The organism is Nonomuraea sediminis, from assembly GCF_018531495.1.
Lineage (GTDB): Bacteria > Actinomycetota > Actinomycetes > Streptosporangiales > Streptosporangiaceae > Nonomuraea > Nonomuraea sediminis.
In genome coordinates this window covers 255,151-267,794 of record NZ_JAHDTI010000003.1, presented here as the reverse complement: position 1 = coordinate 267,794, position 12,644 = coordinate 255,151, and the positions used below count along the sequence as shown (strand labels likewise).

Sequence of the window (12,644 nt, the reverse complement as noted above, 5' to 3'; positions counted from 1 at the left end):
TTAGGTTGGCTATATTTCGATCTCTTACTGGCCTATTCGTAATCATTGACTCCGGGAAGTGGTCATGATCCAAAGTCCAGACGCGCCCCCGGTTCCACCGCAGTCGTACTGGCCGGACGCCGGGAGCCGGCCCCCGTCCGGGTCGAAGCCGCCGGGCTGGGCCAAGGGGATCCTGGCGGGCGCGACGGTCGTGACGCTCGTCGGCGGGCTGTCGGTCGGGCTGCGCAACGCGGGCTCCTCCACGCCGCCGCCGCTGGCCGAGCCGTCGTTGGCGCCGCCCTCCCTGGACCTGCCCTCCGGCGTGCCGTCGTCACTGCCGACTTCCCTGCCCTCGGAATCCGCTGCCGTCTCCGAGTCGCCCACCCCCAGCGCCACCTCGACCTACCCGCCGCTGAAGGCGGTGCCCGAGGTGTGCGACCTGCTGCCGGCCAACCTCATCGCCAAGCTGGCGCCCAAGGCCGTGTCGGAGCCCGGCGTGCAGAAGGACGGCTACGGCGCCCTCCGCAAGGGCTGCGAGTGGACGCAGAAGACCTGGAACAAGACGGGCACGGTGCCGCTGCGCTCCATCCATCTGTCGGTCAACGTCTGGCCCAGCGTCGATGACGCCCGCGGGGACTTCGAGGACCAGATCCGCTCCATGAAGGACATGGCGGGCACCAAGGAGGAGAACCCCGGCCTGCGCTACCTCAGCACCTACGCCCCGATGAAGGACTTCGCCGGGGTCGGCGACGAGGCGCACGCCATGTACACCTCCAACCTGAAGGGGACGACCAACGTGTGGGCGGAGGTCGTCGCGGGCAACGCCACGCTGGAGATCCGCTACTTCGGCACGGACTTCCCCGACGGCGACATCCTCGCCCAGGGCGACAAGGTCAAGCCGGTCCCGGAGGACGTCCTCATGAAGGGCGCCCAGGACGTCGCCACCCAGGCCGTCAAGGCCCTCACCAGCTGACTCTCAGGGTCCCGCACCGCGGCACCTTGTACGGCGGGTGGTTGTCGCCGGGGTGCGGTCGGGGTTCCGGGGCGGCCGGCCGTACCCGTGCCTATGCTTGAGGAGAAAGCGGGGGGCCAAGTGGACGAGGGAGGCGTAAACGATCTAGTGTCACGTGTCATGACGTCTGAAGATCTCCTGATCAGGAGGGCTGAGAAGACCGACGCGGACGAGATCTTCGCGCTTGCCCGCGAGTTCGGGCTGACGTTCCTCCCCGAGCGGGAGGCCTTCGACGTGGCCCTGCCCCAGCTGCTGCGCAACGACGACGCGCTGCTCCTCGCGGCGGTGGTCGGTGGACGCGTGCACGGCTACCTGCTGGGGTTCGTGCACCTCACGCTCTTCGCGAACGGGCCGGTGGCCTGGGTCGAGGAGGCCATGGTCCAGACGGGCTCGCGCCGGCAGGGCATCGGGCGGGCACTGCTCGTCGAGTTCGAGGCGTGGGCGCGCTCCCGCGAAGCCGGTTATGTGGCGATGGCCACACGCCGCGCGCCCGAGTTCTACCACGCGCTGGGCTACGAGGCCTCGGCGACGTTCTACCGCAAGGTATTGCGCTGACCAACCTGTCGTAGCGAGATGGCATCCTTGCCGTGTGAGCATCCACACGGTGAGCCCGGTGTTCGTCGGGCGCTCGGGCGAGCTGGCGGCGCTCGGCCGCGCGCTGGCGCAGGCGCGTTCCGGGTCCACGTCCACCGTGCTGATCGGCGGCGAGGCGGGCGTCGGCAAGACCCGCTTGATCAACGAGTTCACCGACCGCGCGGGCGACGCCCGGGTCCTGGTGGGCGGCTGCCTTGAGCTGGGCACCGACGGCCTGCCGTTCGCGCCCTTCACGGCGGTGCTGCGCACGCTGGTGCGCGACCTGGGCCGTGACGCGATCGCGGCGATGGTGCCTGGCGGCACCACGCGCGGGCTGGCGCGGCTGCTGCCGGAGTTCGGCGAGCCCGACCGCGACGGCGCCGAGGCGCGGGCGCGGCTCTTCGAGCAGGTGCTCGGCCTGCTCGAGCGGCTCACCGAGGACGAGCCGGTCATCCTGGTCATCGAGGACGCTCACTGGGCCGACCGCTCCACCCGCGACCTGCTCTCCTTCCTGGTGCGCTACCAGCGTTCCGACGCGCGGCTGCTGATCGTCGTCACCTACCGCGCCGACGAGCTGCACCGCACCCACCCGCTGCGGCCGCTGCTGGCCGAGCTGGGGCGGGTGGCCTGGGTGACCAGGCTGGAGCTGCGCCGCCTGTCGCGCAGAGAGGTGATCGCGCAGGCCGCGGGCATCCTGGAGCACGAGCCGTCGGCCGCCGAGATGGACGAGATCTACGCCCGCAGCGAGGGCAACCCGCTGTTCGTCGAGGCGCTGCTGGTCGAGGGCGGCGGCGACGCGCTGCCCGAGTCGCTGCGCGACCTGCTGCTCGCCAGCGTCGAGCGGCTGCCCGACGAGACGCAGGAGCTGCTCAGGGTGGCCAGCGCCGGCGGCCAGCGCATCGAGCACGCCCTGCTGACCGCGGTGGCCCGGCTCGACGACGGCGACCTCAACCGGGCGCTGCGCCCGGCGGTGGCGGGCAACGTGCTGGTCGTCGACGGCGAGGGCTACTCCTTCCGCCACGCGCTGATCCGCGAGGCGCTCCACGACGACCTGCTGCCCGGCGAGCACACCCGCCTGCACACCCGTTTCGCCGAGGCGCTCGAGCAGGACCTGTCGATCCTGCCCGCGCCGCGCGGCGCCATCGAGCTGGCCCACCACTGGCACGCCGCGCACGACTCCACCTGGGCGCTGATCAGCGCCTGGCGCGCGGCCGCCGCCGCCCGCAAGTCCACCGCCTACGACGAGCAGCTCACCATGATGTCCCGCGTCCTGGAGCTGTGGGATCAGGTGCCCGACGCCGCCGAGCGCATCGGCGCCGACCACACCGAGGTGCTGCGCCTCACCAGTACAGTGGCCCACCTGGCGGGCGAGTACGAGCGCGCCATCGCGCTGGCCAGCGCCGCGCTGGCCGAGGTGGACCAGGAAGCCGACCCGATCCGTGCCGCCCGGATGCTGCGCCAGCGCGGCCTGACCCGCTACGACCTCGGGCGCCAGGGCTTCATCGACGACCTGCGGCAGGCGGCGGCGCTGGTGCCGAACGAGCCGCCCAGCCGCCTGCGTGCCCAGGTGCTGGAGAGCCTGGCCCGCATGCTCCACGCCCCCGAGGAGTGGGAGGAGAAGATCGCCACGGCCGAGCAGGCCATGCGCATCGCCCACGAGGTCGGCGACGGCCCCACCGAGTCCCACGCGCTCATCACGCTGACCTGGGCACGCTGCCGCTACTCGCAGATCGAGGCCCAGCTCGGCGCGTTCGCCGAGGCCAACAGGATCGCCGTCAGCGCCGAGGCCTACAACGCGCTCCTGCGCAGCGCGATCTCCGAGTCCGACGCGCTGGAGGGCGCCGGCTGGCACGAACGTGCCGCCCAGGTCGCCCGCAACGGCATCGCCCAGGCCGAACGCTTCGGCCTGGCCCGCACCTCGGGCACGTTCCTGTCGATCAACCTGGCCGAGCCGCTGGTCTCGCTCGGCCGCTGGGACGAGGCGCTCGAGGTGGTCGAGCACGCGCTCGACCTCATCCCGCCGGCGCCCTACCGGGCCAGCGTGCAGGGGTTCGCCTTCGACATCGCGCTCGCCCGCGGCCAGCTCGACCGGGCCGACACGCTCTTCGCCGCCACCCGCAGCGCGCTGGCCCGCGGCACGTTCCGGGACCAGACGGTCCTGCCGCAGGCGCGCCGCGAGATCGAGCTCCTCACCGCGCACGGCCGTCCCGACGAGGCTCGCCGTCTCGCCCTCCGCATCCTGCGCGAACAGGACCTCACCGCCAACCCCCGCTACTCGTGGCCCGTCCTGGTCACCTGCGCCCGCCTGGGCTCGGCCCCGGTGGACGAACTGCGGTCCATGGCCTCCTGGCTCGACGTGGAAGGCGACCTCCAACGAGCCCTCCACCTCACCTTCCTCGCCCTGACCGGCCCCGCCGAAGCCCCCTCACCCAAGAACGCGGCCGGCGCCGGGTCCCGCCCGAACACCGCGGCGCCCGACGGCTCGCCCACCGGGCCTCCTGCGGCTTCCGGCGGGGTTGGCGCTCGTCGTGGGGATGGGTCGGTTTCGGGGGGCGAGGTCGTGGCGGATACCGCGGCGTGGCGGGTCGGGGCCTGGGATGCGGCGGTGGCGGCTTGGGGGGAGCTGCGACAGCCGTACTCGGAGGCTTGGGCGTTGCTGGGCGGGGCACGTGCGGCGGTCGCGGCCGGCGACAGGCAGGGCGCGACGGCGCGGCTGACCCGCGCGCGGGAGCTGGCGGAGCAGCTGGGCGCGGTGCCGCTCGCGGCGGAGCTCGACGACCTGGCCCGCCGAGCCAGGATCGCGATCGCGGACGAGCCCGCGCCCCAGGGTCCGCCGCTCGGGCTCACGGCCAGGGAGCTGGAGGTCCTGTCCCAGGTAACCGACGGCCGCAGCAACCGGGAGATCGCCGCAGAGCTCTTCATCTCGGTCAAGACGGTCAGCGTCCACGTCTCCAACATCCTGTCCAAACTGGGCGTGTCCTCCCGCACCGAGGCCGCCGCCACCGCCCACCGCCTCCACCTCTTCCCCCTCGACTAGGACCTGTCTCCTCGCTCATGGGGCGAGGCGGCGGATCGAGCCGTGTCCGCCGGAGGCCTTCGGGATGACGGGTCGGCTTGCCCTGTGACTCCTGTGAAGCAGCCAGGGGCGTACCGGCCGCGTTGGTGTCGGGCGCGCCGGTCATCCCGTCAGCCTCGTCCGGTGGCGAACCCCATCGGCACAGGCACTCGCCGATGTCTGGGTCAAAGGCGGCGGACGAAGCGGACGGCTGCGCGCTGGCTCATTCCCGTCTCGCCGCGTACCAGGAAGACGGCCTCTTGGATCTGGCCGTGTGCCTTCATTTCGCGCGCCTGGTCGGCGAGGTCGTCGGCGGGGATCAGGCGGTTGCGTGGGCGGCGGGTGAGGCGCGCGGCCAGGACGATCAACCAGATGGCGGTGGCAGTGACGACCACGGTCAGCGCGATGAGTCCCGGGGTGGAGATCGCCAGGCTGGGCATGGACCGATCGTAACGCCGCCACGACTCTCGGAGACTGCCAAGCAGGTTAGTACGGCCTGGCCCGAAGGCCATTGACCTTCAAACAGGAACCAGCCGCACGATCGTGACCGGCGGTGATCAAGTCAGTTCCGATGTACGGCCAACCTGCCCGAGCTTGAAAGTGCGGCGTTCCGCACCGCGCCGATGTCCACCAAGATTGCCGGTGACATAGCGTTGGCCCGTCAGGATGTGTGGATTTGCTTCACCACCGCCTGGCCGGGGGATCAGGCGCGGCCTGATCGATTTCCGAGATGTGCGCGAAGCCACCCGACGATGGCTGTGCCGTGCGTGAACGCTACGGTTGGCGCGTGTTCGGGATCGTTCGTCCTTGTCGGCATGGGTTATGCGCGGGACTGTTCAAGGATTGGCTGGCGCATCTTTGCGGGCTGTGCCTGGCCCTGCGGGACGAGCATGGCCATGCCGCGCGTCTCGTGACGAGCTATGACGGGCTGCTCGTCTCGGTGCTCACCGAGGCGCAGCGGCCCGCGACCGCGCCACGCCGCCAGGCCGGGCCGTGCGCGCTGCGCGGCTTCAAGCGCGCCGACGTCGTCGAGGCGGAAGGTGTACGGCTGGCGGCAGCCGTATCGCTGATCCTGGCCGCGGGCAAGGTCAAGGACCACGTCGAGGACGGCGACGGCGTCTACGCGCGCAGGCTGGTGGCCGCCGGTGCCACGCGGCTGGCCGTCCGCTGGTCGGCCGCCGGAGGCGAGACCGCCACCGGCATCGGGTTCGATCCGGCGCCGCTGGCCGCCGCGGTGGAGGAGCAGGCCAGGCTCGAACGGCGGTCCGGCCTGGGCGTGCTGGAGCTCACCGCGCCCACCGAGTCCGCCGTCGCCGCGGCCTTCGGCCACACCGCCGTGCTGGCCGACCGGCCGCACAACCGGGTGACTCTGGAGGAGGCGGGCCGGTATTTCGGTCGCCTGGCCCATCTGCTCGACGCGGTCGAGGACCTGGCGGCCGACCGTGCCCGCGGGGCGTACAACCCGCTCGTGGCGTCGGGCACCAGCCTGGCGGAGGCCAGGCGGCTCTGCGACGACGCGGTCGCGGGGCTGCGGGTCGCCGTGGCCGACCTGGACCTGGAGCGCCGCGGCCTGGTCACCGCGCTGCTGGTCAAGGAGACGGACAGAGCCGTCACCCGCACGTTCGCCGACGCCTCGGAGACCGAGGAGGAGCGGAAGGTCGAGCAGGACCCAGGCGGTCTGCTCTCGCTGGTCTGCGGTGCCCTGGCCTGCTGTACGTGCGGCCTGTACCGGCCGCCGTGGGACGAGGACCGCCACAAGTCATGCACCGACCGCTGCGACACGGGGTGCTGCGACGGCTGCTCCAACTGCGGGGACTGCGGCAGCTGCTGCGACTGCTGTAGTTGCGACGACGGCTGCTGTTGCGACTGCAGCTGCGACTGCTAGAGCCCTCGCGCACGCTCAGCGTTGCGCTCACCCCGACGAACACACCGTTCGCGCCCGCCTGCGAGGCTCGCCGCCGTAAGGTGCGCCGCTGTACGGTGCGCCGCGCCCCCGTATGGTGCGCCCCCGTATGGTGCGCCCGGGTACGGGGCACCGCCGTACAGGGCGCCGCCGTACGGGGCATCGCCGTACAGGGCGCCGCCGTACGGGGCGCCGTCTTTCGCCGACCACCTTCCCGCCGACGCGGCGCCTGGGTGGGGCCGCGGGATGCCGAGAAGCACGGTCCGGATGCTGGGTGGCGGAGTACCCGGGGGCTTGTGCTCGCCGTACGCAGGGAGAGGGAGCAACGTGCGGTGAGGTCGCATGCGGTGAGGGAGCGACCTGGGGTGAGGTCGCCATGGGGTGGGGGAGCGACCTGGGGTGAGTTCGCATGGGGTGGGGAGCGACCTGCGGTGAGCTCGCATGCGGTGAGGGAGCGACCTGCGGTGAGGTCGCCATGGGGTGAGGGAGCAACACGCCGGGGAGGTCGCGATGTGGCGCCAGGTCGCGGTGGCGCCAGGTCGCGGTGGCGCCAGGTCGCGGTGGGGCCGGGGCGTGATGGGGCCGGGTTTGGGGTTTGGGTTGGGGCGGGCCTTGTGGGCTAGGCGGTTAGTTGGGCTTCTAGGCGGTAGCCGTCGACTGTGACGTAGACCTGGTCGCCGGGGCGGGCGTTCAGGCGCATGAGGACCGGCTGGAGGGAGTCGAAGACCGGCTGGTGGCCCTGCCAGACGAGGACGATGGCGTTGTCGCCGGGGCCCGTTACCGACAGGAGGGTGCCGGGGCGCATGCCGAGCTGGGCAGCGTACCCCTCGGGGACCGGTACGGGGCCGCCGCGGAGGTGTTCGGGGGTGACCTCGATGCGTTGCCAGCGGCGCGGTTCCGAGGTGGGGCCGGGGATGGGCGGAGGCGGCGTGGAGGGGGCGCCCGCCAGGCCCGGCAGGACCGGGGGCCGGCCGCCCGACAGGGCCGAGAGGGTGGCGAGGGCCGCGGTGGGGTCGATCGAGCCGGTTTCGGCGGTGGGGATGGGCTGGCCGCCGCGATGGTGGTGGCCGTTGGCCCCGGGAGTACGGCGGGGCAGCGGCTGGGCGGGCGCCGGAGCGGCAGAGGCGGCCATGGGCTCCGAGGGCGCCTCCGCGGGGAGGGCGTCGAGCCAGGCCTTGGCCGAGTGGGCGCGGATGCCGAGTTCGGCGAGGAGTTCCAGCGGGTCGGAGTCGCGACGGGCAGCGAGCAGTTGCCGGGTACGCTCCTGCAGGCCGTGGATGTCGCCGACGACGAGCCAGCCGTCCTGCAGGCGCCGGTCGGGCATGAGCGTGACCAGCACCCGCCACAGCGGCGACCGCAACGACGGCACGCTCACCGGGTGGGCCGGGTCGGCCCCGATCAGCTGGTCCTGGGTGGCGGCGGCGCCGAGCCACTCGGTCAGCCGGAACATGTGCCCGGTCACCGGCGCGGACTCCGACGAGCGCAGCCAGTGCAGGATGCGTTCCTCGGCGGTGCGCTGCGCCTGCGACAGCACGTCCCGGTCGACGAGCATCTTGTGCGCGAGCGTACGCAGGCTCACGGGGTCCTCGGCGAACAGCCGGTGCACGGCCACCGCCAGCTCCAGCTTGTCCAGGCTGCGGAAGAGGCTGTCGACCACCCGCACCATCGCGTGGTCGGTGTCAGACGGTACGGCCGGCGATCCGGAACCCGCGAACGCCTGCGACCCGGGCGCGGCCGGAATCGCGGAGAACGTCCCGGTGTGCGGCCCTCCGCCCGAGGACCCCGAAGCGGGGAAGGACCCGCTCTGCGGCGAAGCCCCGGAAGGCGGCACGGCAGGGAACGGCCCGGTCTGCGGGGGCGCGCCCGCGGCGGGGAACGGTCCTGTCTGCGGGGGCGCGCCCGCGGCGGGGAACGCCCCGCTCTGCGGTGCGGCGCCGGAAGTGGGAATGGCGGGGAAGGACCCGGTCTGGGGCGGCGCGCCTGACGGCGAGAAGGACCCGGTCCGCGAAGGAGCACCGGAACCCGGCCCCGAAGGCGGGACGGAGGGAACCGGCCCCGTGTGCGAGGGCGCCGACGTGCCGGCCGCGGAAGGCGGCGCGGAAAGGGGCCCGTTCGGGCGCCGCGGCAACGCGCCGGGCTGGTCCCCGGGAACGGCAGGCTGAGCCCCCGAGGCGGCGGCCGGGATCGTGGAATGCGGGCCGGTCTGGGGTCCGGCGGGCTGGGCCCCTGACGCGGCGGCCGGGGAATCGGCTTGGAACGGCGAAACCGTGGGGTGCGGGCCGGTCTGGGGCCGGGCAGGCTGAGTCCCCGCGGCGGGGGAGTCCGCCGGGTAGGGCGGAATCGTGGGGGGTGGTCCGGCGGGGGAGTCGCCCGGGACCGCGGGAAGTGGGCCGGTGTGGGGTCGAGCGCCAGAAGCGGCCGCGGGAGACCCGGCCGAGAGAGGCGGAACCGCGGGAAGCGGACCGGTCTGGGGCCTGTCGGCTGAAGGGGCCGCGGGGCGGGCGCCAGAGGGGAAAGACTGCTGGGAGGGGAGCTGGACCGGGTGGGTGATCTCCGGGTGCGGCGCCGGCCGCGCCTCGGGGACGCGGCCGAGGATCTCCCTGAAGACCGATCCGATGACCACTTCGGCCGCCACCGACGGGGTGGCCAGGTCGCCGGGACACAGGCGCCGCAGCCGCTGCCACCCGCCGAGCCCGTTGATCGCCGCGCGCGTGGGCTCGGGCCAGCCCGGCAGCCCGGGGTCGATGTGGTGCACCACCAGGGCGGGAAGCATGTCCGCCAGCGCCAGATGGTCCCAGCGGGAGGACGCGAGCCGCGCCAGCCGTTCGCACATCCAGTCGAGCCCGGCGGTGCCGAGCGCCCGGGACAGGGCGAGCGAGGACCACCAGCTCGCGGGCAGGCGCGGATCGGCGAGGGCCTCCGCCACCTGCTGAGGACGGCTCCAGCGCAGGGCAGGCACCAGGTCGCTCAGGCAGATCGATGACTCGACGTCCATCGGCGGACCTTATCCTCCCCAGAGTGACGCATGTGGCTATTGGTGCAGCCTACGCGGCAAGCTATCAATCGGTGTGAATAGGGTAAAGAAGGTTCAGGTCCAAACCGTATCGCGGCCGACCGCCTACAAGGGCCACGCACTCCGCCCCCGCACGGCATCCTGCCTGCAAGGCGGCCTCTTCGGAAAACCCGTCGAGCCGCGCCGTCAGGAACCCGGCGGCGAAGGCGTCACCCGCGCCCGTCGAGTCCACGACCTCGGCTGTAATCCCCTCCGCCGCCGCGACGACCTTGCCGTCCCTGGCCGCGACCGCTCCCTGGGACCCCAGCTTCACCACCGCCAGGCCGTACCGCTCGCTGAGTGATGTGGCAGCCTGAGAAGGCGTGGACGCGCCGGTCAGCAGGAGTGCCTCGTCGAGGTTCGGGATGATCAGCCCGGCGCGGATGGTCTCGGCGAAGAAGCGGTCCACGCCGAAGTCCCGCAGCGGGCCGGTCGAGGCCGGGTCGACGCTGATCGAGACGCCGGCCGCGGCGGCGGCCGTCATGGCGAGCCTGGCCAGCCCGAGCCCGCCCTCGGCGAACAGCGTGTAGCCGGACAGGTGCAGGTGGCGCACCCCGTCCAGGAAGCTGGGATCCCAGTCGGCGGCCGAGATCCTGCCGCCCGCGCCGCGGTTGGTGAGCATGGAACGCTCGCCGGTCTTGTCGACCATCGAGATGACGACGGCCGTGGGATGATCGGGATCGACCCGGACGTGCGGCCGCACGCCCGTCTTGACCAGTTCGGTGGTGTGCCACTCGCTGCTGTCGTAGCCCAGGCGCGCCAGCAGCCGGACGTCGGCGCCCAGGTAGGCGGCCCAGGCGGCGGTGTTCGCCCCCGAGCCCCCCGGCCGCAGCACGATGTCGGCAGCGGTGTCGGTGCCCGACATGACGGGCGTTCCGTGCAGCGCCACGACGTCGGTGACGACGTCGCCGATCACGAGCAGGCCGGAGTCGCTCACGGCCGTGACCAGGCCAGCGCGATCTGGGCCGCGAGCGCGGTGTTGCCGCGCACCGCTGCCAGGTTGGCCTCGAGCGAGGCGCCCTGCGTGCCGCGCACCAGGTAGCCGAGCAGGTACGGCGTGATGGCCTGCCCGGTGACGCCGTCCCTGCCCGCCGCGGCCAGCGCCTCGGCCAGCACCCGGTCGTGCAGCGCCGGGTCGAGCTGCCGGTCCTCGGGCACGGGGTTGGCCACGATCAGCGCGGTGTGCGCGCCGCCGAGCGCGTCCTGGCCGCGCATGATCGCCGCGGCCTGCTCGGGCGACTCGATCCGCCAGTCGACGGGCTCGCCGGAGGAGTGCAGGTAGAAGCCGGGGAAGCTGTCGGTACGGTAGCCGGCCACGGTGACGCCGCGCGTCTCGAGCCGCTGCAGCGTCGCGGGCACGTCCAGGATCGACTTGACGCCCGCGCACACGATCGTGATGCGGGTGCGCGCCAGCGTGTCCAGGTCGGCCGACTCGTCCTGATCCTCGGTCCAGCCGCGGTGAACGCCGCCGAGCCCGCCGGTCGCGAAGATCCGGATCCCGGCCCGCGCGGCCAGGAACGCCGTCGCCGACACGGTGGTCGCACCGCTGGCCTTCAGCGCCGCCGCCACCGGCAGGTCACGCTGCCCCAGCTTGCGCAGCCCGCTCTCGGTCGCGATGCGCTCCAGCTCCACCTCGTCCAGCCCGACCTTGGCGACCCCGTCCAGCACCGCGATGGTCGCCGGTACGGCTCCCGCGGCGCGGACGACCGCCTCCAACTCCCTGGCGACCTCCAGATTGCGAGGCTGCGGCAGACCGTGGGAGATGATCGTGGACTCCAGGGCGACGACCGGGGCTCCGGCGGCGAGGGCCTGCGCCACCTCGTCGGACGGCTGCAGGATGGAGTCGGCGGTGGTGCGCATGTCTGGTTCGTGCTCCTTGCTGGTACCGGCGCGTGCTCACATGGAACGGTGTATTTCGCGGAATTTGTTCCAAAATGAGCACGTTACGGCCGGATCAGGCGCTCGTCCAGCCGGTGATCAGACGAGCAGTGCGACGCCCGCCAACGAGATCGTTCCTATCAGGCCGGTGGCGATGGCGCCCAGCAGCATGGCCCGACCACCCTTGGCGAGCTTCCGCAGGTCGATACCCGTCCCCAGGCCGAACAGCGCGCCCGCCATCAGAACGTTCGTGACCGTCGGCACCACGTCCGTCACCGCTGACGGCACCAGCCCGGTGCTCCGGAGCGCCACCATCGCCAGGAACCCGGCCACGAAGAGCGGCATCACAGGCGGTCGCTTCGCCCCGGAAGTCCCCGAAGTCCCGGACACGCCGGAAACGCCCGACACGCCAGACTTGTCGGCCACCCTGGGCGCGGCGGAAACCCCGGCCAAGCCGGCCGTGGTGGTCGAGCGCCGGCGGAGCGTGGTGAGGGCGACGATCGGGGCCAGCAGGATCACCCGGCCGAGCTTGACCGTCACCGCCGCCACCAGCACGCCGGAGGCCGCCCCGATGGCCGCCACCTGGGCCACCTCGTGCACGGCCGCCCCGGCCCACACGCCGAGCTGCGCCTGGGTCAGCCCCAGCCAGGACGCCAGCAACGGCACGACCACGATGGCGGCGCTGCCGTACAGGACGACCACGCTGAGCGCGCCGGCCGCGTCGTCGTCGGTGCTGTCGACGCTGTCGTGCATGGCCGCGATCGCGGCCGCCCCGCAGATCGACACCCCGGTCGCGACCAGCAACGACGTCCCCGGCGACAGTCCCAGCCTGCGCCCGATCAGCGGCGTGATCGTGAAGGTCGCCCCCGTGGCCACCACCACGATCACCATCGTCTGCCAGCCGAGCGCGAGCACCTGCGGCAGCGCGATCTGCAGCCCGAGCAGCACGATCGCGGCCCGCAGCACCCGCTTGGCGGCGAACTGCAGCCCGGGACGGTACCGCTCGCCGATCGCGCCCAGGTTGGCCAGCGCGGCCCCCGTCACCACCGCGATCACGGCCGGGCTCAGCAGCGGCAGGAACCGGTTCACGACCAGCGCGAACACCACCACCACCCCGGTCACGAGGAGTCCGGGCACGAGCGAGGCACGGCGATCGGCAAGAAGCATGATCCCAGTCTTCGGCGTGTCGGAA

The 12,644-nt window shown here is 72.8% G+C and carries 9 protein-coding genes; 4 read left to right on the top strand and 5 right to left on the bottom strand.

Annotated elements, in window-relative coordinates:
* Nucleotides 1-64 precede the first annotated feature (64 nt).
* The 3 genes from KIK09_RS15355 (at nt 65) to KIK09_RS59145 (ending at nt 4,601) form a co-directional block, all read left to right on the top strand.
* Complete coding sequence (locus tag KIK09_RS15355; RefSeq protein WP_214319879.1) at nt 65-952, top strand: hypothetical protein; 888 nt, start codon at nt 65-67, stop codon at nt 950-952.
* 159 nt (nt 953-1,111) lie between these two features.
* Nucleotides 1,112-1,546 carry a GNAT family N-acetyltransferase gene (locus tag KIK09_RS15350; RefSeq protein ID WP_214319878.1) on the top strand — a complete coding sequence of 145 codons (435 nt, stop codon included), beginning with the start codon at nt 1,112-1,114 and terminating at the stop codon, nt 1,544-1,546.
* A 34-nt stretch (nt 1,547-1,580) separates the two neighbouring features.
* Nucleotides 1,581-4,601 (top strand): helix-turn-helix transcriptional regulator, encoded by a 3,021-nt coding sequence (locus KIK09_RS59145; protein ID WP_308164107.1) that lies wholly within the window; start codon nt 1,581-1,583, stop codon nt 4,599-4,601.
* A gap of 203 nt (nt 4,602-4,804) precedes the next feature.
* On the opposite strand, the gene KIK09_RS15340 is transcribed toward KIK09_RS59145, so the two are convergent.
* Nucleotides 4,805-5,059, bottom strand: coding sequence for a hypothetical protein (locus KIK09_RS15340; protein WP_214319876.1), 255 nt, complete (start codon nt 5,057-5,059; stop codon nt 4,805-4,807).
* 290 nt (nt 5,060-5,349) lie between these two features.
* On the opposite strand from KIK09_RS15340, the gene KIK09_RS15335 reads away from it, so the two are divergent.
* Complete coding sequence (locus tag KIK09_RS15335; protein WP_250573191.1) at nt 5,350-6,504, top strand: DUF5685 family protein; 1,155 nt, start codon at nt 5,350-5,352, stop codon at nt 6,502-6,504.
* 637 nt (nt 6,505-7,141) lie between these two features.
* On the opposite strand, the gene KIK09_RS15330 is transcribed toward KIK09_RS15335, so the two are convergent.
* From KIK09_RS15330 to KIK09_RS15315, 4 genes are all read right to left on the bottom strand, one after another.
* A complete protein-coding gene (locus tag KIK09_RS15330; protein ID WP_214319874.1) occupies nt 7,142-9,517 on the bottom strand; it encodes a hypothetical protein in 2,376 nt (791 codons plus the stop codon).
* A gap of 64 nt (nt 9,518-9,581) precedes the next feature.
* Nucleotides 9,582-10,511, bottom strand: a complete 930-nt coding sequence (locus KIK09_RS15325) for a carbohydrate kinase family protein (RefSeq protein ID WP_214319873.1) — start codon at nt 10,509-10,511, stop codon at nt 9,582-9,584.
* The gene (locus KIK09_RS15320) at nt 10,508-11,434 is read right to left on the bottom strand and encodes a pseudouridine-5'-phosphate glycosidase (RefSeq protein ID WP_214319872.1); all 927 of its coding nucleotides are present in this window, start codon (nt 11,432-11,434) and stop codon (nt 10,508-10,510) included. Before KIK09_RS15320 ends, KIK09_RS15325 begins: the two co-directional genes overlap by 4 nt.
* A gap of 117 nt (nt 11,435-11,551) precedes the next feature.
* Nucleotides 11,552-12,619, bottom strand: coding sequence for a YeiH family protein (locus KIK09_RS15315; RefSeq protein WP_214319871.1), 1,068 nt, complete (start codon nt 12,617-12,619; stop codon nt 11,552-11,554).
* Between the last annotated feature and the right edge of the window lie 25 nt (nt 12,620-12,644).

What these genes read in the sequence shown, in the direction of transcription:
- KIK09_RS15355 (WP_214319879.1), top strand. Translation starts at nt 65, where the DNA reads ATGATCCAAAGTCCAGACGCGCCCCCGGTTCCACCGCAGTCGTACTGG.
- KIK09_RS15320 (WP_214319872.1), bottom strand. Translation starts at nt 11,434, where the DNA reads ATGCGCACCACCGCCGACTCCATCCTGCAGCCGTCCGACGAGGTGGCG.
- KIK09_RS15335 (WP_250573191.1), top strand. Translation starts at nt 5,350, where the DNA reads ATGTGCGCGAAGCCACCCGACGATGGCTGTGCCGTGCGTGAACGCTAC.
- KIK09_RS15350 (WP_214319878.1), top strand. Translation starts at nt 1,112, where the DNA reads ATGACGTCTGAAGATCTCCTGATCAGGAGGGCTGAGAAGACCGACGCG.
- KIK09_RS15340 (WP_214319876.1), bottom strand. Translation starts at nt 5,059, where the DNA reads ATGCCCAGCCTGGCGATCTCCACCCCGGGACTCATCGCGCTGACCGTG.
- KIK09_RS15330 (WP_214319874.1), bottom strand. Translation starts at nt 9,517, where the DNA reads ATGGACGTCGAGTCATCGATCTGCCTGAGCGACCTGGTGCCTGCCCTG.
- KIK09_RS15315 (WP_214319871.1), bottom strand. Translation starts at nt 12,619, where the DNA reads ATGCTTCTTGCCGATCGCCGTGCCTCGCTCGTGCCCGGACTCCTCGTG.